This window comes from Rudaea sp. (genome assembly GCF_036560865.1).
Lineage (GTDB): Bacteria > Pseudomonadota > Gammaproteobacteria > Xanthomonadales > Rhodanobacteraceae > Rudaea.
The window spans coordinates 53,364-75,126 of the sequence record NZ_DATBQK010000022.1; the positions used below are offsets into that span (position 1 = coordinate 53,364).

20 protein-coding genes and 1 pseudogene are annotated in these 21,763 nt (G+C 63.9%); 8 read left to right on the plus strand and 13 right to left on the minus strand.

Annotated features, from left to right (window positions below; genetic code table 11):
* Positions 1–118 precede the first annotated feature (118 nt).
* From VIE67_RS02460 to VIE67_RS02480, 5 genes are all read right to left on the minus strand, one after another.
* Positions 119–424, minus strand: a complete 306-nt coding sequence (locus VIE67_RS02460) for a DUF6587 family protein (protein WP_332022928.1) — start codon at positions 422–424, stop codon at positions 119–121.
* Positions 421–2,244 (minus strand): ferrous iron transporter B, encoded by a 1,824-nt coding sequence (gene feoB / locus VIE67_RS02465; protein WP_332022930.1) that lies wholly within the window; start codon positions 2,242–2,244, stop codon positions 421–423. Before feoB ends, VIE67_RS02460 begins: the two co-directional genes overlap by 4 nt.
* A 3-nt stretch (positions 2,245–2,247) precedes the next feature.
* Positions 2,248–2,496, minus strand: coding sequence for a FeoA family protein (locus VIE67_RS02470; RefSeq protein ID WP_332022932.1), 249 nt, complete (start codon positions 2,494–2,496; stop codon positions 2,248–2,250).
* 77 nt (positions 2,497–2,573) lie between these two features.
* A complete protein-coding gene (locus tag VIE67_RS02475) occupies positions 2,574–3,452 on the minus strand; it encodes a lipase family protein (RefSeq protein WP_332022934.1) in 879 nt (292 codons plus the stop codon).
* A gap of 144 nt (positions 3,453–3,596) precedes the next feature.
* Entirely contained in the window at positions 3,597–4,844 is a 1,248-nt protein-coding gene (locus VIE67_RS02480; protein WP_332022936.1) for an MFS transporter, read from the minus strand.
* Positions 4,845–5,047: 203 nt separating this feature from the next.
* On the opposite strand from VIE67_RS02480, the gene VIE67_RS02485 reads away from it, so the two are divergent.
* The 3 genes from VIE67_RS02485 to VIE67_RS02495 are packed head-to-tail and all read left to right on the plus strand — an operon-like array spanning position 5,048 to position 7,396.
* Positions 5,048–5,284 carry a helix-turn-helix domain-containing protein gene (locus VIE67_RS02485; protein ID WP_332022938.1) on the plus strand — a complete coding sequence of 79 codons (237 nt, stop codon included), beginning with the start codon at positions 5,048–5,050 and terminating at the stop codon, positions 5,282–5,284.
* 7 nt (positions 5,285–5,291) lie between these two features.
* The gene (locus tag VIE67_RS02490) at positions 5,292–5,954 is read left to right on the plus strand and encodes a response regulator (RefSeq protein ID WP_332022940.1); all 663 of its coding nucleotides are present in this window, start codon (positions 5,292–5,294) and stop codon (positions 5,952–5,954) included.
* Between the two features lie 11 nt (positions 5,955–5,965).
* The gene (locus VIE67_RS02495) at positions 5,966–7,396 is read left to right on the plus strand and encodes a sensor histidine kinase (protein ID WP_332022942.1); all 1,431 of its coding nucleotides are present in this window, start codon (positions 5,966–5,968) and stop codon (positions 7,394–7,396) included.
* 279 nt (positions 7,397–7,675) lie between these two features.
* Here VIE67_RS02495 and ubiA read toward each other — a convergent pair whose 3' ends face one another.
* On the minus strand, positions 7,676–8,668 hold the full coding sequence (gene ubiA / locus VIE67_RS02500; protein WP_332022944.1) for a 4-hydroxybenzoate octaprenyltransferase: 993 nt from the start codon (positions 8,666–8,668) through the stop codon (positions 7,676–7,678).
* A gap of 89 nt (positions 8,669–8,757) precedes the next feature.
* Here ubiA and VIE67_RS02505 point away from each other — a divergent pair, with 89 nt between their 5' ends.
* Complete coding sequence (locus VIE67_RS02505) at positions 8,758–10,398, plus strand: FMN-binding glutamate synthase family protein (RefSeq protein ID WP_332022946.1); 1,641 nt, start codon at positions 8,758–8,760, stop codon at positions 10,396–10,398.
* Here VIE67_RS02505 and VIE67_RS02510 read toward each other — a convergent pair.
* The 5 genes from VIE67_RS02510 to VIE67_RS02530 all read right to left on the minus strand — a co-directional run bounded on the left by VIE67_RS02510 (position 10,395) and on the right by VIE67_RS02530 (position 16,863).
* Complete coding sequence (locus VIE67_RS02510; RefSeq protein WP_332022948.1) at positions 10,395–11,141, minus strand: type 1 glutamine amidotransferase; 747 nt, start codon at positions 11,139–11,141, stop codon at positions 10,395–10,397. The two genes, VIE67_RS02505 and VIE67_RS02510, sit on opposite strands and share 4 nt — an antisense overlap.
* A 124-nt stretch (positions 11,142–11,265) precedes the next feature.
* Positions 11,266–12,096, minus strand: coding sequence for a DUF481 domain-containing protein (locus VIE67_RS02515; RefSeq protein WP_332022950.1), 831 nt, complete (start codon positions 12,094–12,096; stop codon positions 11,266–11,268).
* Between the two features lie 110 nt (positions 12,097–12,206).
* Positions 12,207–13,196: a dimethyl sulfoxide reductase anchor subunit family protein gene (locus VIE67_RS02520; protein ID WP_332022952.1), complete on the minus strand. Its 990-nt coding sequence runs from the start codon at positions 13,194–13,196 to the stop codon at positions 12,207–12,209.
* A 14-nt stretch (positions 13,197–13,210) separates the two neighbouring features.
* Positions 13,211–14,023, minus strand: a complete 813-nt coding sequence (locus VIE67_RS02525) for a 4Fe-4S dicluster domain-containing protein (protein WP_332022954.1) — start codon at positions 14,021–14,023, stop codon at positions 13,211–13,213.
* Positions 14,020–16,863 carry a molybdopterin oxidoreductase family protein gene (locus tag VIE67_RS02530; protein WP_332022955.1) on the minus strand — a complete coding sequence of 948 codons (2,844 nt, stop codon included), beginning with the start codon at positions 16,861–16,863 and terminating at the stop codon, positions 14,020–14,022. The genes VIE67_RS02525 and VIE67_RS02530 overlap by 4 nt, the downstream gene beginning before the upstream one ends.
* A gap of 106 nt (positions 16,864–16,969) precedes the next feature.
* On the opposite strand from VIE67_RS02530, the gene VIE67_RS02535 reads away from it, so the two are divergent.
* Positions 16,970–17,944 (plus strand): helix-turn-helix transcriptional regulator, encoded by a 975-nt coding sequence (locus VIE67_RS02535; protein WP_332022957.1) that lies wholly within the window; start codon positions 16,970–16,972, stop codon positions 17,942–17,944.
* Between the two features lie 20 nt (positions 17,945–17,964).
* Here VIE67_RS02535 and VIE67_RS02540 read toward each other — a convergent pair whose 3' ends face one another.
* Positions 17,965–18,945: a hypothetical protein gene (locus VIE67_RS02540; protein WP_332022959.1), complete on the minus strand. Its 981-nt coding sequence runs from the start codon at positions 18,943–18,945 to the stop codon at positions 17,965–17,967.
* Positions 18,946–19,064: 119 nt separating this feature from the next.
* Here VIE67_RS02540 and VIE67_RS02545 point away from each other — a divergent pair, with 119 nt between their 5' ends.
* Together VIE67_RS02545 and VIE67_RS02550 are read left to right on the plus strand one after the other, a co-directional pair.
* On the plus strand, positions 19,065–20,090 hold the full coding sequence (locus VIE67_RS02545) for a patatin-like phospholipase family protein (RefSeq protein WP_332022961.1): 1,026 nt from the start codon (positions 19,065–19,067) through the stop codon (positions 20,088–20,090).
* A gap of 186 nt (positions 20,091–20,276) precedes the next feature.
* Positions 20,277–20,582: a YXWGXW repeat-containing protein gene (locus tag VIE67_RS02550; protein WP_332022963.1), complete on the plus strand. Its 306-nt coding sequence runs from the start codon at positions 20,277–20,279 to the stop codon at positions 20,580–20,582.
* Between the two features lie 68 nt (positions 20,583–20,650).
* On the opposite strand, the gene VIE67_RS02555 is transcribed toward VIE67_RS02550, so the two are convergent.
* On the minus strand, positions 20,651–21,394 hold the full coding sequence (locus VIE67_RS02555) for a ComF family protein (protein WP_332022965.1): 744 nt from the start codon (positions 21,392–21,394) through the stop codon (positions 20,651–20,653).
* 73 nt (positions 21,395–21,467) lie between these two features.
* On the opposite strand from VIE67_RS02555, the pseudogene VIE67_RS02560 reads away from it, so the two are divergent.
* Positions 21,468–21,763 (plus strand): annotated as a pseudogene (locus tag VIE67_RS02560) (hypothetical protein); the annotation flags it as partial.

Consider the following 21,763-nt stretch of genomic DNA (forward strand, 5'->3'; position numbering starts at 1 on the left):
CTGCCGCTGTCCCCGAACCGTTCGTGCCGAGCGTAGCTTGCGCAGCAAGCGAAGTCGAAGCGCACCCCTCGACTTCGGCGCCCTGCGCCCACGCTCAGGGCGAACGGTCATTGTCCCATCAGGATTTCGCGCGCGGATGAAACACCAACGGCCGCACGTCGGCTGGCGACGGCGACGACGGCACACAGGCGCCGCAACTCGAACAGCCGCCGCCGCTGCCGCAGCCGGCGCCGCTCGCGACTTGTAGCGGCGTCATGCGGTCGCCGAGCGTGCGCAGGAAAGCATTCGACGAGACGGCAAGGCGTTTGGCCAGATTGGCTTGCACGCCGCGATAACTGCGCGGGAACAGGCGTTGCGCCGCGAACCACGCGCTCCACGCGACAACGAGTGCAATCACGACGCCCTGGAAAATCGCGTAGATCATGACAACAACCGCGTAATTTGATACGTCGCCAGCGAGGCGAAATAGGCCAAGCCGAACAGGTAACCGGCGATAATCCAGACGTTACGCCAGGAATTGGTCTCCCGCCGCACGGTCGCCAGTGTGGAAATGCACATCGGCGCGAACACGTACCAGGCGAGCAGGGACAGCGCCGTGGCCAGCGACCATTGCGCCGCGACCACCGCCTGCAAACCGTCGGCGTTGCCGGCAAGCGCGTAGACCGTCGCCAGCGACGATACCGCGACTTCGCGCGCGGCGAGACCCGGGATCAGCGCGATGCAGATCTGCCAGTTGAAGCCGAGCGGCGCGAACACGACGTGCAGGCCGCGGCCGAGTATGCCGGCCAGGCTGTAATTGATCGCGGGTTCGCTAGCGCCTGCGGGTGGCGCAGGGAAACTCGACAGGAACCACAACAGCACGGTCAGCGCGAGGATGATGCCGCCGACGCGCTTCAAGAAAATCATTGCGCGCTCGTACAGGCCAATCGCGATATCGCGCGGATGCGGCATGCGATACGCGGGCAGTTCCATGATCAGCGCATGTTCGCTCTTGTCGCGGCGCACGCGCTTGATTACCCATGCCACGAACAGCGCGGAAACGATACCGGCGACATACAGGGTGAACAGCACCACGCCCTGCAGATTGAACAGGCCGGCAATCGTGCGCTGCGGAACGAAGGCCGCGATCAACAGGGTGTACACCGGCAGGCGCGCCGAGCAGGTCATCAGCGGCGCGACGAGGATCGTGGTCAGGCGGTCGCGTGGATCGGAAATGCTGCGCGTCGCCATGATGCCCGGAATCGCGCAGGCGAAACTCGACAGCAGCGGAATGAACGAGCGCCCGCTCAGCCCGGCCATGAACATCATGCGATCGAGCAGGAATGCGGCGCGCGGCAGATAGCCGGATTCCTCGAGCGCAAGTATAAAAAGGAACAAAATCAGAATCTGCGGCAGGAACACCAGCACCGCGCCGAGACCGGCGAACACGCCGTCGACAAGCAGGCTGCGCAGCGCGCCCGCAGGCAGCAGCCCACCGAGGCCATTGCCCAGCGCCGACACGCCCGCGCCGATGCCGTCGTGCAGCGGTGTCGCCCACGAGAACACCGCCTGGAAAATCAGGAACATCACGGCCGCGAGTATCGCCAGGCCAAACACCGGATGCAGCACGATGCGGTCGAGCGCGTCGTCGAGCGCCGCCGTGCGCTGCGGCACACTGACCGCGGATGCGAGCAGCGCGCGCACCTGCGCGTGCAGGTCCGCGTCCGCACCGGGCGCGACCGGTGCCGGCGGCATCGCCGCATCGACCTGCGCGATCAGCGTCGCCGCACCGCCGCGCTTGACCGCCACCGTGCCGACCACCGGCATGCCCAGCGCGCTCGACAGCGCAACGGTATCGATGCGGATGCCGCGGCGTGCGGCCGCGTCCATCATGTTCAGCGCAAGCAGCATCGGCCGGCCGAGGCGCGCGAGCTCAAGTACGAAGCGCAGGTGCAGGCGCAGGTTGGTCGCATCGGCGACGCAGACGATCAGGTCGGGCACGGCCTCTTGCGGATGTCGGCCGGTGACGATATCGCGCGTGATCGCTTCGTCGGGACTCGCCGCTGCCAGGCTATAGGCACCGGGCAAGTCGAGCACGCGTACGCTGCGGCCCGAGGGCGCGGTGTAGTGGCCTTCCTTGCGTTCGATCGTGACGCCGGCGTAGTTGGCAACTTTCTGCCGCGTGCCGGTGAGCAGATTGAACAAGGCGGTCTTGCCGCAATTCGGATTGCCGACGAGGGCGATCTGGATGGCCGCGGCAGTCATGCTTCAGCCCTGCCCGTTTGCGGCGGCGAGGCGAACGCGCGCGGCCTCGGCACGGCGCAGCGCAAAGCGCGTGTAGCCGATCTGCACGAGCAGCGGGTCGGCGCCGAGCGGCCCGCGCGCGACTAGCCGCACCGGCTCGCCGGCAACGAAGCCCAGATCGCGCAAACGCTGTGCGATCGCGTCATTGGGCCCGTTGTCGTCAACCTGCAGCACCACGGCGGAATCACCCTTGGCCAACTCCGAAAGCAGCACGCTACAACCAATCTAAATAAGAATGGTTCGCATTATACTCTAGAATCGGCAGCGGCGAAACGGGCTGGCTGCCCGGCTCAACCCGACTTGCGCAGAATGCACTTGGTATACGGGTTCACCATGCCGGCCACCGAGGCGTAGTCGAGCATCGCCGCGTAGCAGAAGGCGTGGTGATTGCACAGCAGATCGTTGTTGATCCTGGCCTGGGCATCGTTGGAGGTGATCCACATCGCCTTGGGCAGCGACTGGAATCCCAATCCGAGCGGCAGGCTCGGCGGAACGTGCGGCACGATGTCGAAAATGTAATTGTACACTTTGTAGAGTGGCGCATCGTGGTCGACGCGCTCGACGAACTGGCGATCGCCGGCGTGCGGCGATGCGATCAGGCACGCGTCGAGGGAAAACCGCTGTGGCGTGATCTGCGCCAGATCGCACAGCAGATAGGTGCCCAGCGCCGAACCCAGGCTGTGTCCGATAACGGTCAACGTCGCATTCGCCGGCAGTGCCGCGCCGATGCCGGCCGCGCATGGCGCACCGCCATCGGCCTGTGCGCGCAACAGCGTTCCGACTCCGGCCGGGCTGTAGCGCATCGACTGGTAGATCGAGAAGAAGCCCTGCTCCACATATCCCGCCAGCGGATGCGGCACGAGCAGCCCTTCGATATTTTCCAGCCATTCGATCGCCGATTCGGTGCCGCGCACGACGGCGACATACTGACTCGGTGTGGCGATCGAGTTTGCGAGGAACCCAAAATAGACCCGCTCGCCGAGCTGGATCGCCTGCGCGCTGAACAGTGCGTTCGCGGCCGTCAGATAGCCCACGATTCGCCAGGAATCACGCGCGCGGACATCCAGCGGTGGATTCAGGGCATCGCTCTGACTGGGGTTGTACATTTCCTCCGCATACATCGCCAGCAGGGCGCGCTGCGCGGAAAGCGGATCGCTGATCGTGCCCATGTCTCCTCCTTCTGCAATCAGCTGTGAAGCATGTTGCCCGGGGCCGACCAGGTGTAGTGTCTCGCATCGGCGTGGACGAGCGGACTTGTCTGCTGCACAACCTACACCACAACGCGCACCGATATCCGGTACTGCTTCTCAGCGTCACTGCACCAGGGCACGCCGATGCAGGTCGGGCAGAAAAACAGTCAGCAGACCGATTACCGGCAGGAAGGCGCAGATCTGGTACACGTACTCGATGCCCTTGATGTCGGCGAGTTCGCCGAGCACGGCCGCAGCGATGCCGCCCATGCCGAAGGCGAAGCCGAAGAACAGGCCGGCGACCATGCCGACCTTGCCCGGCAGAAGGTCCTGCGCATACACCAGGATCGCGGAAAACGCGGACGACAGGATCAGGCCGATGGCCACGCTGAGCACGCTGGTCCAGAACAGGTTGGCGTGGGGCAACAGCAGGGTGAACGGCAGCACGCCGAGGATCGAACCCCAGATAACGAGCTTGCGCCCAAAGCGATCGCCGAGCGGGCCGCCGACGAAGGTGCCGAGCGCAACCGCGCCGAGAAAGTAGAACAAGTGGATTTGTGCGCTTTGTGTACTCAGCTGGAATTTTTCGATCAGATAGAACGTGTAGTAACTCGACAGGCTGATCAGATAGAAATACTTGGAGAAAATCAGCGCCAGCAGCACCGCGATCGCGATCGCGACCTGACGCCGCGGCAGCGTCGGGACGGGCGCAGCGGCACTCCTGATCGCTTTCGGCTTCAGCGCATGCCGCGAGTACCAGGCGCCGACGCGCGACAACAACACGATGCCGACCAGCGCGAGCAGCGACACCCAGGCAAGACTGCCCTGCCCGTGCGGCAGGATCACGAACGCGGCGAGCAGCGGCCCAAGTGCCGAGCCGGTATTGCCACCAACCTGGAAAAACGACTGCGCGAAACCGTGGCGTCCGCCCGAAGCGAGCCGCGCGATGCGCGAAGATTCCGGATGGAATATCGACGAGCCCGTGCCGATCAAAGCCGCGGCGAGCAGCAACATTGAAAAGGTCCCCGCCTGCGACAGCAGCAGCACACCGCACAGGGTGAAACCCATGCCGACCGGCAGCGAATACGGCAGCGGTTTGCGATCGGTGTAGGCGCCGACCAGCGGCTGCAGCAGCGAGGCGGTGATCTGATAGGTGAAGGTGAGCAGACCGATCTGGCCGAAATCCAGCGCGTAACTGCTCTTCAGCATCGGATAGATCGACGGCAGCAGCGACTGGATCAGATCGTTGAGGAAATGCGAAAAACTTACCGCGCCGAGCACGCTCAGCACTGCGCTGCCTGCACCCGACTCCTGCGCAAGCGTGTCGCTTGCGGGTGTGTCGTCGAGCATCGCGACCGGATTAGCATTCATTTGGCTTCTCGTTTCTTCGATCCGTTTCCAAGGTCAACAGTATAGAATTTCGCCGCCGCCCGCAGCCGCATCCAGGTCAATGACCCACGCGGGTGGGCCATGGCAGTCCCTACACGCGGACGCGCCAGATAAAATCGACGTGCCGGCAGGGACTGCCGGAACGCCAACGTCATAGCCATGATGCTTCGCAGACTACCGACAGCTTGAAGACAAGTATCACCCGATACGCAACGCCAATCCCGACGACTGCGAAGCCGCGTCTGGCTGCGGGCGAATCGGTCACCGCGATCGCGCTGGATTTCCGCTATGCGAATCCGTCGGCGTTCACCCAGATGTTCAAGAGCATCACCGGCATGCCGCCGAGCGCGTACGCGACGGACAGCCTCTCAGGGTCATCCGCCGCGCGCAGTGCGATACTGGCGCCTGCGCATCACGGTTGAATCATCCATGCGAATTCTCGTAGTTGAAGACGATGCCCTGGTGGCCGATGCGATGCATCGCGGCCTGACCCAGAGCGGGTTCGCGGTCGATCGCGTGGCCAATGCCGAGTTCGCCGAAGTCGCGATGCAGCAAGAGCATTTCGATCTGCTGCTGGTCGATCTGGGATTGCCCGGCATGGACGGCTTCGAATTCGTGCGCCGCGTGCGCCGCGTGGGCAACAGCCTACCTGTGCTGATCGTGACTGCGCGCGACGGTCTCGCCGATCGCGTCAACGCGCTCGACATCGGCGGCGACGACTATCTGGTGAAACCGTTTGCCGTGCCCGAACTCGCCGCGCGCTGTCGCGCGCTGATCCGGCGCAGCAAGGCCGCGGGCAATCCGCTGCTGACGATCGGCGAACTGCATCTGGACCTGACCCGGCGCGAGGCGCGCGTGAACGAACATTTGGCCGATCTAACCCCGCGCGAATGGGCGGTGCTCGAGTGCCTTGCCCTGCACGCCGGCCAGGTCGTGCGCAAGGAACGCCTGCAACACGCGGTGGCCAGCTGGAGCGACGATATCACCACCAATGCGGTCGAAGTATACATTTCGCGGCTGCGCGGCAAACTCGGCGAGAGCGTCTCGATCCGCACCGTGCGCGGGCTCGGCTACCGGCTCGACGAGTCCTGAAAGCGCGCGCCATGCCGACCACTGCCGATCCGCGCGCGCCATCGATCCGCCGCCGCCTGCTGTTGCTGCTGTCGGCCCCGCTTGCGCTGCTGCTCGCGCTCGGCGTGCTGGTCGATTACGTCTCCTCGACGACACCGCTGAATGCCGCCTACGACCAGGCGCTGGCCAGTTCGATCGTCGCGGTCGCGGCGCACCTCAACATCGGCGCGGACGGCAAGGTGAAATCGGAACTGTCCGATCAGGCGATCGCGGTGCTGCGCGCGGACAACGAGGACAAGATCTACTACCTCGTGCTCAATCCGCGCGGCGAGTTCGTCGCCGGCGACGAGGGCGTGCCAACCGCGGCGCCCGGGCGCGAGAATCCGTCGTTCCTCGACGCCGAATTCCGCGGCGAACCGGTGCGCTCATCCACCTACCGGCTCGCCAACGCCGCAGGCGAAATATCGATCACCGTCGCCGAGACGACGAACAAGCGGCGCGATGCGATGCACAGCATGCTGAGCTACATCGTCGTCAGCGATCTGCTGCAATTGCTCGCCACCTTGCTGCTGGTCTGGCTCGGCGTGCGCATCGGCCTGCGTCCGCTGCTCGAGTTGCGCGACCAGATCGCGCAGCGCTCCGCACTCGATCTGGCCGCACTCGACGAGACCGGGGTGCCAAGCGAAGTGCGGCCGCTCACGCATGCGTTGAACCGCCTGTTTTCCACGGTTGCGGCAGCGGCGAACGCGCAGCACCGCTTTCTCGCCGATGCCGCGCATCAATTGCGCACGCCGCTGGCCGGGCTGCAGGCGCAGCTGGAATTGCTTGCCGGCGATCCTGCCGTGGCGGATCCAGCCAGCGCGGCGTTGCGCGAACGCGTAACCCAGCTGCATGCCGGCATGCAGCGCCTGGGACACACCGCGAACCAGTTGCTCGCGCTCGCACGCGCCGAACCCGCGACCAATCCGGCCGACGATTTCCGCTCGCTGCAATTGCAGGCCTTGGCCGAGGATGCGGTGAGCGCGCATTTCGATCACGCCCTGAAGCGACAGATCGACCTGGGTGTCGAAGCCGAGCCGGCGCAGGTGCGCGGCAGCGCCTGGCTGTTGCGCGAACTTCTCGCCAACCTGATCAACAATGCGCTTACCTACACGCAAACGAACGGACGCGTGACCGTGCGCAGCGGGGTCGTGGACAAGCTTGCTTCGCCAGCAACCGCAATCGCGTTTCTGGAAGTCGAAGACGACGGCCCCGGCATCCCGCCAAGCGAGCGCACGCGCGTGCTCGAACGTTTCTACCGCGTGGCTGGCGGCGGCCACGACGGCAGTGGACTGGGCCTGGCGATCGTCGACGAAATCGCACGCGCGCATGGCGCCAGACTCGATATCTCGGCCGGTACGGACGGACTGGGCACGCGCGTACGCGTCGAGTTTGCGGCCGTTGCGCGAAGCGTCCCCGGCTAACCCGCCCGCTGGCCTTCGGAATTTCGCCAATCCACGGCACATGATTGGCAAATGAAGCGATTGGCGGATTTCGCACAACCCTTACGGCATTGTCAGGTTATTGCAAGCTTCGCCCCGCTATTGTGGGCACGTGGTGCAGGGACTCCCCGCGTCGCTACCCCCGACGTCTGCATCGCGACCCCAAACGGCCCGCTCTCCCCAGCGGGCCGTTTTTCTTTTGCAGCTCGGCGATTAGCCGAGTCGCGAAGATCAAAAAGCGCGCATCCGTGCCCGCACTTTTCACTTCAACGCCAGCGACAGCACGATCCCCGCCCACAACACCATGCCGACCCAGCCGTTGTTGCGGAATGCGGCGAAACAAGCGTCGCGCCAGCGACTGCGCATGGTCCATAGCTGCCATGCGAACAACAGCGCGGCGACACCGAGGCCGGCGAAATACGGCCAGTGCAGGTGGCCACGCTGCGCGACCAGAGTCATCGTCAGCAGGAACGTGAACATGAGCACGCCGAGGATCGGCAAATCCGCGTCGCCGAACAGGATCGCCGTCGATTTTGCGCCCGCGTTCACATCATCGTCGCGATCGACCATCGCGTACTCGGTGTCGTAGATCGTCGAGAACAGGATGTTGGCCAGGAACAACAGCCAGCACAGCGGCGGCAGCGAGTTGGTCACCGCGGCGAACGCCATCGGGATCGACCAGCCGAACGCGGCGCCTAAGTATACTTGTGGAAGATGCGTATAGCGCTTGGTGAACGGGTAGCTCACGGCAAGAAACGCGCCGACCACCGACAGCTCGATCGTCAGGCGGTTGGTGAACAGGACGAGCACGAACGCGACTGCGATCAGCGCCGCGAAAACCAGCAGCGCCTCAGCCGGCGACACGGTTCCGGCCGCGATCGGGCGCTCGCGCGTGCGCGCGACCGCGGGGTCGAGCTTGCGGTCGGCGTAGTCGTTGATCACACAGCCGGCCGAACGCATCGCGAACACGCCAAGGGTGAAGATGACGAGCGTCGGCCACGGCGGAAAATCGCCGGCGGCCAGCCACAGCGCCCACCAGGTCGGCCATAGCAACAGGGCAGCGCCGATCGGTTTGTGCATGCGCGCGAGCTTGGCGTATTCGCCCAGGCGTTCGCGCACGAGCGCCCAGCCGCGAGTATCCGGCGGCGGCTTTTTTTTGACGTTTTTCCGCGCCTGCGCCGGCTTCGCCACGCTCTTGCGCACTGGCGGCGCGGGCGATCGGCGTGATTTTGGTGGAGCGGATTCGTTGCTCATCGTGCAAGTGTACGTCAGCCGCCGCGTTGCTCGCATTGCGCACGCGCCTCGGCGTATGCTCGCCGCCAGTCGCCGATCGGGAGTCCACAATGCTGCGCCTGGTGCCATCCCGCTACCTGCCGTTTGTCATTTGCCTTGCCGTATTCGCCTTGTCGCTGGCAATGCCGTGGGACGGCTACATTTGGCGTTGGCTGGCTGCGGTCAGTGGCTGCCTCAGTGTGATCGGCGTGGTCGACATGCTGCAGACGCGGCACACGTTACGGCGGAATTTTCCGCTCAGTGGGCACATCCGCACCTTCTTCGAGTATTTCCGGCCCATGCTGCGCCAGTATGTGGTCGAATCCGACAATGAAGAAGTCCCGTTTTCGCACGCGCAGCGGTCCCTCGCCTACCAGCGCGCCAAGAACGTGCTCGACAAGCTCCCGTTCGGCACCGAGTTGGATCTGTACGCGACGCAATACGAATGGATCAACCACTCGCTCGCGCCGGCGAAGATCGACAGCGCCGATTTCCGCATCGCGATCGGCGGTCCGCAGTGCACGCAGCCTTATTCAGCGAGCGTGTTCAACATCTCGGCGATGAGTTTCGGCGCGCTGTCGGCGAATGCGATTCGCGCGCTCAACGAGGGCGCGCGCCGCGGCGGCTTCTATCACGATACCGGCGAAGGCTCGCTGTCGCGCTATCACCGCGAAATGGGCGGCGACATCTGCTGGGAAATCGGTTCGGGCTACTTCGGCTGCCGCAACGACGACGGTACCTTCAGCGAAGAAAAATTTGTGGAGCATGCGATTTCTCCACAGGTGAAAATGATCGAAATCAAGCTCTCGCAGGGCGCCAAGCCCGGCCATGGCGGCGTGCTGCCGGCGGCCAAGGTTAGCGCGGAAATCGCTGCGGCGCGTGGAGTGCCAATGGGCGTGGATTGCGTCTCGCCGGCGGCGCACAGCGCGTTTTCGACGCCGATCGGCCTGCTTCAATTCGTCGCGCGCCTGCGCGAGAAATCCGGCGGCAAGCCGACCGGGTTCAAGCTCGCGCTCGGCCATCCCTGGGAATGGTTCGGTATCGCCAAGGCGATGCAGCAGTCGGGAATCCTGCCCGACTTTATCGTCGTCGACGGCGGCGAAGGCGGCACTGGTGCTGCGCCGCTCGAATTCTCCGACCATGTCGGCGCGCCGTTGCGCGAGGCGCTGATGCTCGTGCACAACACCCTGGTCGGCCTCGGCCTGCGCGACAAGATCCGCGTCGGCGCGAGCGGCAAGGTCATCACCGCGTTCGATCTGGCGCGCACGCTGGCGCTCGGCGCGGACTGGTGCAACGCCGCGCGCGGTTTCATGTTCGCGCTCGGATGCATCCAGTCGCAGAACTGCCATACCGACCGCTGCCCGACCGGCGTCGCCACCCAGGATCCGGGCCGCTGGAAAAAACTCAACGTGCCGGACAAGGTCGAGCGCGTGAAGATGTTCCACGAAAACACTTTGCACGCGCTCAAGGAACTGATCGCGGCCGCGGGCCTGACCCATCCGAGCGAGCTCGGACCCGAACACGTGATCCGCCGCGTCACTTCGACCGAAGTGCGTTCGCTGTCAGCGCTGTACCAGTTCGTCAGACCGGGCGAGCTGATCAACGGCATGCCGAACCATGCCGTATTCAAGGTGTTCTGGAACGTCGCGCGCGCCGACACGTTTGCGCCGCCGCACAGCGTGCTCGAATTGCACCACACCAAGAGCCGTTAGCTGGTCGCCGGCGCGCGCCGCCGCGCCGACGTGCCGATCAGGTCGAGAAAATTGTTGAATACCGCATGCGCGGCGTTTTGCATCGCGTCGATGCGCGCAAATGTATCGGCGCGGATCGAGTCGGCGTCGCGGCCGAGGCCAGCGGCGATCAAATCGTCGCGATATCCGGGCAGGCCAAGCCAGCGCTCTATCAGCGCCTTGTTCACTTCGAGATGGAACTGGAATCCATAGGCATTCGTGCCGTGGCGAAACGCCTGGTTTTCACAGGTCGGCGTGCGCGCAAGATGGACTGCGCCCGCGGGCATATCGAAGGTGTAGCCATGCCATTGAAAAACCGGCAACGCGGCGCCGAGCGGCGCGAGCACCGGATCGTCGCGGCCATCGTCGGTCGTGGCGACATCGTACCAACCGATCTCGCTGCAGCGATGGCGCTGAATTCGCGCACCGAGCGCGTGCGCGAGCAATTGCGCGCCGAGACAGATGCCGAGCACGGGCTTGCCCTGCGCGATCGCTTCGCCGATCACCTCGATTTCGGTTTGCAGGTGCGGGCGGCTTTCACGATCCTCGACATTCATCGGACCGCCGAGCACGATCAGACCGCGATAGCGATCCAGTCTGGGCCGCGCATCGGGATCGCGCTCGAAATTGACGAACTTGACCCGATGCCCGCGCCGGCGGATCAGCGGATCGAGGGTGCCGAGCGGCTCGGCGGCGACGTGCTGGAAGACCAGGATGCGTGACATTGGGTGAGAATTGCGGCCACGGGTCGCCGCTTTCGATCTTCGTGTTCAGGACGAACGCAAGGTACACGAAAAAAAACGGGCCCGCGAGGAGCCCGTTTTTGCATCAACAACGCGAAGCAGTGAATCAGAAGCCGTAGACGAGGTTCGTCGTCAGAAGCTGATCGGTCTTCTTGAAGCCAGGCAGCACCTGGGAGTTGCTGCGAATCTGATAGCCGACCTTGATCGCCAGCTTGTCGCTCATCTTCACCGCCAGGCCGGCATCGTTCTGGTAGAACTTGTTGCCGCTGCCAGCTTCGACCAGGAACGTATCCACGAACGAAGTGGTGGCGTTGAAGTTGTGCTTGTAGCTCATCAGGCCGCGCAACACCACATTGCTGTCCGAGTCGGGCTTGACGCTCAACAGCGGCGGCGGCGGGGTCGGGTTAATGATAAGAAACGATGTGGGCTGTACCACCTTGTAGCCCGGGCCGGCTTCGAACGACAGTTCGTCGCTGGCGTTCTTCAGCACCTGATAACCGTAGCCGATCGACGCGGTGTACTGATACGAGTAGGGTGAAAACTCGTCATGCTCGTAGCGCAGCGCGCCGACGATGTAGCTGCGGTCGTCGAGCTTGTATCCGGCCGAAGCGCCCGCTTCGTAGCGGTTCGCGGTCAGCTCGTAATTGGTGGTGTTGACCAGCGTCGCCGGCGTGGTGCTGGTGTTGACCGTGGTCGAGGTCACGTTGCTCTTGTTGCGCAGCGCGAGCAGGTAGAAATCGTCCTTCCACTGGTCGTCGTTGTACTTGAGGTCGAGCTTGGCGTTGAGGTTCTGCGACTTGGTGTTGCCGCTGGCGATGGCCAGACCGGCTTCGCCGGTGCCGGACCAGCCTTGGGGTGGCGGCGGCGGCGGATCAGCGGCCAGCGCGGTCAGGGGTAATGCGAACAGCAAAGCGGATGCGAGTAGCGTTTGTTTCATGACTTCTCCGTGGGCAAATCCGTCGACTCGACGGGCCCACCATTTTACCCGTACACAATGATGCAATATGCACTTTTACAACGCGCGACGAGCCGCGATTATGCTGGCATTCAGACGTGTTCTGCGCCGTAGTAAAGCGTGACCACGTGTCGGGCCTCGGCAAAAAACAGCCAGCGTTCGACGAAGCAACCCGCCGTGACGCTTGCCGCAATCGCGGCAGCGCATGCCGATGCGAGCCACCCACTGGTCGCAATCGGTGGCCACAGCAACAGCGACGCCACTGGTACGGGCACGAGTCCGATCAGCAGCGCGGCAATCTGCCGCAGGCGCGCGGCGTGTTTGCGCGCGAGCACGAAACCCATCTCGCGCAGCAGGTAATTTTCTTCCGTATGCGGCGTCTCGGCGCTACGCACCGTGCCGAAACTGCCGAGGCCGGTGGCCGATTCGATCGTCGCCGCATGGCGCGAACGATCGAGAAAACGCCAATAAGAGATTTTCCAGACGGTAGCGGTCAAAGCCAATAGCAGGACCAGCACCGCAAGTACGCATTGCACACGGTTTGGCGTGACATCGCCCGCCTCGAACAGCGGCCAGAACAAGGCATGCGCGCAAAGCAGCCAGGCCGCACCGGCGAGCAGCCCGAGCAGAAGATATCCCGCCACGACCTGGCGATTGTTCCAGGCATGTATCGTCTTCAGTGAAGCGTAAATCTGTGCCGTGCAAAATACCGTCGCTGTCGCAAGTGCGGCGAGCGCCAGCGCGCACGCGCGCACAACGGTGGTATCGACACCGCGCCAGATCAGTACGGCGAGCGCGCACACGGGCACGAAACTGGCGAGTGCGGACACGCCTTCGCGCGACAACCATGACGAACGCCATTGGCTCAGCGCGCGCCATGCACGTTGCGGCTGGCCCAGATGGAACAGCGATGCCATCAGACCCGCCGCGGCCGCTCCCGCACCGACCACGAGAACCAACAGGACCTCGTTGCGTGCGACAAGCTGTGGATCGACGATCAGGCCGAGTCCGAGCAGGAACAACAGGCCGTAACCCGCGCCGGAAATCACCGTGAAGAAAATGACCGATAAGGCAGGATGCATAAGGCTCGCAAAGTTCAGCGCGAAAGAATCTTGTCCATCCAGCGCAACAGCGGCGGCAGCTTTGTTGGATCGATCGCCTCCGGCGCGGCCTTGGCCGATGTGCAAGTCGAGCCATCGCGCCGCGGCCGCGGCGGCAGATATTTGTTGACCGGCTTGTAGCCCATCTCCGGCATCAGATCGTAACCGCCGCGCGCGGCCACGAGTTTCGACACGGCGGAGTCCACGTCGCCAAGATCGCCGAAATGGCGCGCGCGCGTCGGGCAGGCCATCACGCAAGCCGGTTGGCGGTCGATTTCGTCGAAACTTTCGTTGTAGATGCGGTCGACGCACAAAGTACACTTTTGCATCACGCCGCGCTGTTCGGAGTATTCGCGCGCACCGTAGGGACAGGCCCAGGAACACAGTTTGCAGCCGATGCACTTGTCCTCGTCGACCAGCACGATGCCGTCCTCGGCACGCTTGTAGCTCGCGCCGGTCGGGCAGACGGTGACGCATTCCGGCGTCTCGCAGTGCAGGCAGGAGCGCGGGAAGTGGACGGTCATTGCGGGAGACGGGAAACCGGAAGAGAGAGACGGAAGAGCGTTCGAAACTTGCGCTTTGTCTCCCGTCTCCCGTCTCCCGTCTCCCGTCACCTCGTAGCTATGCACGCGGTTGAACCAGACGCCGAGCGGCTCTTTGCCGTAGGGATTCTCGTCCGGCAATGGACCGAAATCGCCGCCGTCGTTCCATTCCTTGCACGCGACCGCGCAGGCGTGGCAGCCGACGCAGATATCCAGATCAATCACCAGACCGAGCTTCTTCGTCCCGGGCTGCGGCAGCATCGTCATGCGGTACCCGCGCCGGCGTACAGCAATTCGATGCGCTGCCCCGCTGTCAGCGGCGCCTCGTCGCGTGCGAGACGCACGCGCAGGTCGAACCACGCAGCCTGGCCGGTCACCGGATCGGCGTTGGCGTAGCGATAGCCGTCCGCGCGCGCCGGCAACAGATCGTCAATCGCGTGATTGAGCAAAAATCCCTTTGTGTACTCCGGCGCATCGGCGTCGAGTTTCCATGCACCGCGGTGCTTGCCGATCGCGTTCCAGGTCCACACCACGCCGGGCGCCGTGCCGCGGTGATATTTGGCCTGCACGCGAATGCGCGCATGTGCCGATTCGACCCAGACCCAATCGCCATCCGCGACCGCATGCTCGTTGGCCGTGTCGGGGTGCAGGTAGAGAAAATTGCGTGCCGCGATCTGGCGCAGCCACGCATTTTGCGAACCCCAGGCGTGGTACATGAACATGGGGCGCTGGGTAATCGCGGCGAGCGGATATTTTTCCCCCTCTCCGGCGCTGCGCGCCGACTCTCCCGCAAGGGGAGAGTGAAAAACGGGTTTCTCTGTATTCGTATCGGTGTACCAGAACGGCAGTGGATCGAAGAATTTTTCCACGCGCGCACGTTCGCTCGCGGGCGGCTGCGGCGCACCATGCCCCTGCGCGGCGAGGCGGAATTTCTGCAGACGCTCGGAATACAGTTCGAGCACGATCGCGTCGGTCGAGATCAGAAAACCGAGCGACTTGGCCCATTGCAGATAATCGCGGTTCGCCATCTTGTAGTAGCGCCCCGCGGCCGGAACCCTCGCCTCCCAGTGACAATCGTGCGCCTTGTAAGCATCCAGTTGCTGCGGATTCGGTTCGCCGATCGCCTGCTTCGAGCCGTCGCGTCCGCGCCAGCCGGCGAGCAGACCGACGCCCGGCGCACGTTCGTGCTCGACCATGTATTGCGCATAGCCGCGCGGATATTTCGCCGCACCATCCTCGTTCGTCATGCCGGGCAGCTGCAGGCGCGCACCGAGTTCCAGCAGCACGTCCTGGAACGGGCGCACATCGCGATCGACTGAAACCACGGGCTGGCGGATCGCATCGGCCGCCCCATCGGCATCGGAAATCGGCCGGTCGAGCAGGCTGATACAGTCGTGACGTTCGAGGTAGGTCGTGTCTGGCAACACCAGATCGGCGAAGTTGACCGTTTCCGACCAGTACGCGTCCACATAGATAAAATGCGGAATTTTATACTCGCCGCTTTCGACGTCGCGGTCGGCGAGCATGTCGCGCGTCTGACCGGTGTTCATTGCCGAGTTCCAGCCCATGTTCGCCATGAACAGGAACAGCGTGTCGATGCGATAGGGATCGCCGGCCCATGCGTTGCGGATCACGCTCTGCAACATGCCGTGTGCGGCCAGCGGGTGTTCCCACGAGAACGCCTTGTCGATGCGCCGCGGGCGGCCGGCGGCATCGACGACGAGTTCGTCCGGTGCGTGCACGTAACCGAGTGGCGCCGCGTCGAGCGTACCGTTGTCGCGGCGCATCCTGCCCGGTCGATTCGCCGGTGGCACCGGCTTCGGATACGGCGGCTGATAACGGAAACTACCCGGCGTGTCGATCGCGCCGAGCAACAGTTGCAACACATGCAGCATGCGGCAGGTATGGAAGCCGTTCGCATGCGCACTGATCCCGCGCATCGCATGCAGCGCGACCGGACGGCCGATCATTTCCGCGTGTTCGCGGCCGCATGCGTCGGTCCACGGCTGCCCCAGGTGGATCGCTTGATTGAAGGCGACATCGGCGATCTCGGCGGCAATGCGGCGAATCGTGGCGGCGTCGACGCCGCAAGTTGCGGCGACATGGTCCGCTGCGTACTCGCTCGCGAGAAAGCGCTCGGCCAGCAATTGGAACGCGGAAACGGCCTTGCTGCCGTCGTCAAGAACGTATTCGCCGACAATCGCCGGCGTGATATTCAGCGCGTTTGCCGGCTTCGCGCAAGCACTCGATTTGTCCCAGCACAAGGGCTCGCCCTGCGCATCGCGCGCGAACAGCCCGTCATCCGCGGCACCCGGGTTGCGCACTATCAGGTAATGCGCATTTGTATACTTGACCAGATAATCGAAATCGATCCAGTCGTGCAGCAGCAGTTCCTGGATCAGTGCGCCGACAAACAGACCGTCGCTGCCGGGGCGAATGCCGATCCATTCGTCGGCGATCGCGGCATAGCCGGTGCGCACCGGGTTGATCGCGACGATCTTGGCGCCGCGACTCTTGAGCTTGCCGAGACCGAGCTTGATCGGATTGGAGTCGTGATCCTCGGCCACGCCGAACATCAACAGATACCTGGATTGATCCCAGTCCGGTTCGCCGAATTCCCAGAACGAACCGCCCAGGGTATACATGCCGGCCGCGGCCATGTTGACCGAACAGAAGCCACCGTGCGCGGCGTAGTTGATCGTGCCGAATTGCTGCGCCCACCAGCTGGTCAGCGCCTGCGACTGATCGCGACCGGTGAAGAAAGCGAGCTTGTCGGGATTGGTCTTGCGGATATCGCCGAGCCATTGCGTCGCCAACGCGAGCGCCTCGTCCCATTCGATCTCGCGGAACTCGCCCGCGCCACGCTCACCCATGCGCAGCAGGGGCTTCGACAGTCGCGCCGGCGAATAGTGCTGCATGATCCCGGCCGAACCCTTGGCGCAGAGCACGCCCTTGTTCACCGGGTGTGCGGCGTTGCCTTGGATGTAGCGCACGCGGCCGTCTTTCAAGTGTACTTTTATACCGCAGCGACACGCGCACATGTAGCAGGTCGTCGTCTTGACTTCATCGCCGACCGGTTCGTGGAGTTTTAGATTTTCGTGCGGCATGGGCTGGCGGATGCGACGATTGCGACATGGTAGCGTATTGCCTCGCAGGCAACCGACTGCCGCCCAAACCCGTGCGCGCCAATGCCGTGGCGTGCACAATACGCACATGGATCGCTACGAACGCATTCTGTCCCTGCACCGGATTCTGAAATCCGCGCGCTATCCGGTGCCGCTGGCGCGCCTGCTCGATGAACTTTCCTGTTCGCGCGCGACCGCATATCGCGATATCGCCTTCCTGCGCGATGCGCTCGGCGCACCGATCGAAAGCGATGGCGACAACGCTGCGTACCGCTATGCCGCAGACGAAGGCGAACGTTTCGAACTGCCGGGCCTGTGGCTGACCAGCGAGGAACTGCAGGCCCTGCTCGCATTGAACGAACTGATCGGACGCACCGGCCCCGGCGTCCTTTCCTCGGCGCTGGCGCCGTTCCGCGCGCGCATCGACCGGCTGCTCTCCAATCAGGCCGATGGTGCAGCGAAACGCTTCCCGCTTGAACGCATCCGCGTGATCGGCTATGGCACGCGCAAGGTCGACGAGGCCACGTTTCGCCATGTCGCCAGCGCCGTGCTTGAACGCAGGCGTCTTAAATTCCATTACCGCGCACGCTCGACCGACCAGCCGACCGAGCGCACGGTTTCGCCGCAGCGGCTGAGCCACTACCGCGACAACTGGTATCTCGACGCGTTCGACCACGGCCGCAGCGCGCTGCGCAGTTTCGCGCTCGATCGGATCAAGCAGGCGCAACTGCAGGATCAGGCTGCGGACGATCACGATGAAGCCGAATTGAACAAACACCTTGCGTCGAGCTACGGGATTTTTTCCGGGCCGCCCAAAGCCTGGGCGACGCTGCGCTTTTCGCCGCACACCGCGCGTTGGGTCGCCGACGAGCACTGGCATTCGCAACAGCAGGGCACCTGGCTCACGGACGGCCGTTACGAATTGAAGCTGCCCTACAGCAACTCCAAGGAGCTGCTGATGGACGTGCTGAAATACGGTCCCGATGTCGAGGTCGTCGCGCCAGTCAGCTTGCGCGAGGAGATGAAAATCCTGTTGCAGTTGGCGCTAGGGGCATATCAATAGCGTGCGCGATCCTTACGTACTCATTGCGTAGTTGGCGGTGGCGCCGACTGCACGACAGGCGTCGTCACCGTTTCGCGTGCCTTCTGCGTCAACTCGCGGAACTTGCCCGACATCGCTTCGAGCTTGGCGGCCCATTCGGCGTTCGGGGTCTGGCCGGCGGTGAGCTTGTCGTACATCTGGATCAGTGCGGTCGTTGCAAACGGATCGATCAATGCGGCCTTGAGGCTCATCGCGGCGATCACCGCGAGCGCGAAGGTCCAGATTCCGGCATGCACATGGAACAGGCCGATCAACGCCGCGATCGGCGCAGCGACCAGCAGCAGGATGAGCAGCGTGAATCCCCAGATGATAAAGGTCAGGAACGCCGCGTTCTTGAGGACACCCTGGTAGTTTTGCGCATACAACACGACGCTGTCGCGCGCGGTCGCCCACGGGTTGTCCGCAGGCTTGCGCAGGATTTGCGCGAGAATCACCTGATCGAGATGGCTCAGGCCGGTGTTGATGATCTTGTCGATCAGCTTGACCAGCGCATCGAGTCCCGGAATCGGCAGCCACGAGGCGATGCTCAGGGTCAGGCTGTTGAATGCGCGCAAGATGCCGCGAATCAACTGATTCAGACCGAACAACATCGACGACGTAGCGAAATGCTGCTTCACGATGCCGGTCGCGTAGTCGATCTGGCCCTTGCCGCCAGGAATCGGCTTGCCATCGAGCAACTCGACCAGCACCGCGACATGCCCGGCTTTCACCAGATACAACAGATATTCGCGCGCCCAGTAAAGCAGTCCACTGACGATACCAAAGCCGATCAGACCGCCGATCGCGGTTCCGCCGCCGCCACCGCCGCCGATCTTGCCGAACAGCAGACCGATGCCGCTGCCGACGCCGACCGCGATGACATACGCAATGGTGATGCCGATGTAGACCACCAAGCGCAGCAACACGAACGGCAGCGTGCGCATGAGCAAGCCGAGAATCTGGCCGGTGCGAAAGTCGAGCATCTGCAACTCCTGGCAAACTTTGCTGGATGGACAGCTAGGTTAAACTAAAATGTCTTGAATGCGGTTGCGCGTGCGCAGCACACGACAATCGTGGTAGTTACGACAAACGGCAGGTACCCATGACATCGCCCACGGTTTCGCTTGTGCTCGGTTCCGGCGGCGCGCGCGGTTATGCGCATATCGGCGCGATCGAGGAATTGAAGGCACAGGGTTACGATATTCGCAGTGTTGCCGGCAGTTCGATGGGCGCGCTGGTCGGCGGCATTTACGCCGCGGGCAAACTCGAAGAGTACCGCGACTGGGCGCGCGCGCTGCAGCGCCTTGACGTGTTGCGCCTGCTCGACTGGACGTTTTCCGGCGGCGGCTTCATCAAGGGCGATCGCGTGATCGAGCAGATCAAGAATCTGATCGGCGACATCCGCATTGAAGATCTGCCGATCAGCTACACCGCCGTCGCCGTGGATCTGTACGCGCAGCGCGAAGTGTGGTTCTCGCGCGGGCCGCTGTTCGATGCGATTCGCGCCTCGATCGCGATTCCGACCGTGTTCCGCCCGCATCATTACGAAGGCCGTACCCTGGTCGACGGCGGCCTGCTCAATCCGGTGCCGATGACGCCGACCCTGCGCGACCTCACCGATTGCACGATCGCGATCGACGTCAACGCGCCCGCCGAAACGTTGTACGGCAACGCCGACGCTGCGATCGAGGTGCCGATGAGCGATTCGACCTTCGGCACCGTCGGCGGCAGCCTGCCGGGGGCAAGCGAAACCGATGCTGCCGAGAATGTCGATGCGCCCGGCGCGACGACTGTGCTTGCGCCAAGTGCCGCGAGCGAGCCTGCGGCGACCAGCGGTTACCGGCGCAAGATCGCAGGTTTCATCGACAGCCTTCTGGACAAGCGCGAGAAAAAGCAGGCGCTGGCCAACGATCCGGGCGTGCTCGAGCTGTTCGCGCGTTCGCTCGACGCGGTGCAGGAAACCATCACGCGCTTCAAACTCGCCGCGCAGCCGCCCGACCTGATCATTTCCATTCCGCGCAACGTCTGCGCGTTTTACGAATTCCACCGCGCCGATGAGGTGATCGAACTCGGGCGCAGGCGCACGCGCGAAGCGCTGGCACACTGGCAGGTGCCGGCGCGGCGCTGAGACCTCGCTCACGGCAAGACGCCGGACCGGCGAGCAGAATGGAAAATGAACGAGGATCGCGAATGCGGTCAACTATTGCCGCTTTCGTGCATTATTTGAGGTCGAATCACCCGAATCGCGGCTTTTCTTTCCGCACCGGCGCGATTCGCTGCAACAGCATGTTCAATCACTACGGGAGCCATCATCATGCGTGTACAAACTGCCATTCTTGCGCTCGCCCTCGCCGCCGGCGCCGCACTAGCGCCAGCGACCAGTCAGGCGCGTGTATTCGTCGATATCCGCGTCGCACCGCCAGCGGCACGCGTCGAAGTCGTACCCGCCGCACGGCGCGGCTACGTCTGGGCGCCCGGCTACTGGGCCTGGAGTGGGCGCGCCCATGTCTGGCACCGCGGCTATTGGCTGCGCGAGCGCCGTGGCTATCACTGGAATGCGCCGGCGTGGACGCCACGTGGCGACCGCTGGCACTACGCGCAGGGGTATTGGGCACGGTAACACGCCGCTGTAGCGCCGATTTTCACGCAGCTTTGTGTGCCATCGCCGGCAGGCGCCGGGGATGGCGTTCAGCGTCCGCGCGGTGCGCGCGCCAGTGCCCAAACCTCGACGCGCGCGATACCCGCACGTTTGAGCGTACGCGCGCATTCGCGCACGGTGGCACCGGTGGTCATCACATCGTCGAGCAGCGCAACGTGCGCGGGCAATGCCGCCTTGTGCCCAAGACTGCTTCGATCGAACGCGAACGCGCCGCGCAGATTCCTGCGTCGCATCGCCGCATCGAGATTCGCTTGCGGCGGCGTTGCGCGTGTGCGCTTGAGCAGGTCCGGCGCAAGCGCGATACCGAATTCGCGCGCCAAGGGTTTGGCGAGCTCCAGCGCCTGGTTGTAGCCGCGTTCGCGCAGGCGCTGAGCATGCAGCGGCATCGGAATCAACAGATCGGGCAGCGCGGATATCGCTGTGCTCGCTAGCGCTTCGCGCAACGCGGCGATCCACAGCTCGGACAGCACGCGCCCGGCGGCGAGGCTGCGGCCGAATTTGAGCTTGGTCAGCAGCAGATCGAGCGGATGGCCGTAGACGTAGGGTGCGAACGCCGCATCGAACGCCGGCGCGTGCTTGAGACATTCGCCGCACAACGCGGCGGGCAACGGCAGTGGCAAGGCACAACGTGCGCACGCGCAGCGATTGGGCGTGAGATCCGCGGCACAGGCGGCGCACAGGTCGCGCGCGCGGTCGCTGCGGCGGCCGCAGAGCAAGCAGTGCGGCGGCAACAAGGCGAATTGCAGCCGCTGCCAGAGGCTGTCAACCGACATGGACCGGTTCAAGTTGACAGTGGCGGTTTGCGTATCCACACTCGCGGCAGTTTACGCCAAGCCCGAGTCTGCGATGACCGCCTCAGCCACAAGTCCGTTGTCCACATCACGCGCCTCTGCAAACCAGGCCAGATCGCGCCGCTCGATCGGCCCCACTGAAGTACTGGATCTGTTTGCGCTGCCGTTCAACGATCTGCTCGAACGCGCGCACGACGTGCATCGCTCACATCACGACGCGAATGCGGTGCAGGTGTCGACGCTGTTGTCGATCAAGACCGGCGGTTGCCCCGAGGACTGCGCGTACTGTCCGCAGAGCGCGCGTTATGCGACCGGCGTGAAGGCGGAAAAACTGCTGCCGCTCGACACGGT

What these genes read in the sequence shown, in the direction of transcription:
- VIE67_RS02460 (WP_332022928.1), bottom strand. Translation starts at nt 424, where the DNA reads ATGATCTACGCGATTTTCCAGGGCGTCGTGATTGCACTCGTTGTCGCG.
- feoB (WP_332022930.1), bottom strand. Translation starts at nt 2,244, where the DNA reads ATGACTGCCGCGGCCATCCAGATCGCCCTCGTCGGCAATCCGAATTGC.
- VIE67_RS02475 (WP_332022934.1), bottom strand. Translation starts at nt 3,452, where the DNA reads ATGGGCACGATCAGCGATCCGCTTTCCGCGCAGCGCGCCCTGCTGGCG.
- VIE67_RS02480 (WP_332022936.1), bottom strand. Translation starts at nt 4,844, where the DNA reads ATGAATGCTAATCCGGTCGCGATGCTCGACGACACACCCGCAAGCGAC.
- VIE67_RS02490 (WP_332022940.1), top strand. Translation starts at nt 5,292, where the DNA reads ATGCGAATTCTCGTAGTTGAAGACGATGCCCTGGTGGCCGATGCGATG.
- VIE67_RS02495 (WP_332022942.1), top strand. Translation starts at nt 5,966, where the DNA reads ATGCCGACCACTGCCGATCCGCGCGCGCCATCGATCCGCCGCCGCCTG.
- ubiA (WP_332022944.1), bottom strand. Translation starts at nt 8,668, where the DNA reads ATGAGCAACGAATCCGCTCCACCAAAATCACGCCGATCGCCCGCGCCG.
- VIE67_RS02505 (WP_332022946.1), top strand. Translation starts at nt 8,758, where the DNA reads ATGCTGCGCCTGGTGCCATCCCGCTACCTGCCGTTTGTCATTTGCCTT.
- VIE67_RS02510 (WP_332022948.1), bottom strand. Translation starts at nt 11,141, where the DNA reads ATGTCACGCATCCTGGTCTTCCAGCACGTCGCCGCCGAGCCGCTCGGC.
- VIE67_RS02515 (WP_332022950.1), bottom strand. Translation starts at nt 12,096, where the DNA reads ATGAAACAAACGCTACTCGCATCCGCTTTGCTGTTCGCATTACCCCTG.
- VIE67_RS02520 (WP_332022952.1), bottom strand. Translation starts at nt 13,196, where the DNA reads ATGCATCCTGCCTTATCGGTCATTTTCTTCACGGTGATTTCCGGCGCG.
- VIE67_RS02525 (WP_332022954.1), bottom strand. Translation starts at nt 14,023, where the DNA reads ATGACGATGCTGCCGCAGCCCGGGACGAAGAAGCTCGGTCTGGTGATT.
- VIE67_RS02530 (WP_332022955.1), bottom strand. Translation starts at nt 16,863, where the DNA reads ATGCCGCACGAAAATCTAAAACTCCACGAACCGGTCGGCGATGAAGTC.
- VIE67_RS02535 (WP_332022957.1), top strand. Translation starts at nt 16,970, where the DNA reads ATGGATCGCTACGAACGCATTCTGTCCCTGCACCGGATTCTGAAATCC.
- VIE67_RS02540 (WP_332022959.1), bottom strand. Translation starts at nt 18,945, where the DNA reads ATGCTCGACTTTCGCACCGGCCAGATTCTCGGCTTGCTCATGCGCACG.
- VIE67_RS02545 (WP_332022961.1), top strand. Translation starts at nt 19,065, where the DNA reads ATGACATCGCCCACGGTTTCGCTTGTGCTCGGTTCCGGCGGCGCGCGC.
- VIE67_RS02550 (WP_332022963.1), top strand. Translation starts at nt 20,277, where the DNA reads ATGCGTGTACAAACTGCCATTCTTGCGCTCGCCCTCGCCGCCGGCGCC.
- VIE67_RS02555 (WP_332022965.1), bottom strand. Translation starts at nt 21,394, where the DNA reads ATGTCGGTTGACAGCCTCTGGCAGCGGCTGCAATTCGCCTTGTTGCCG.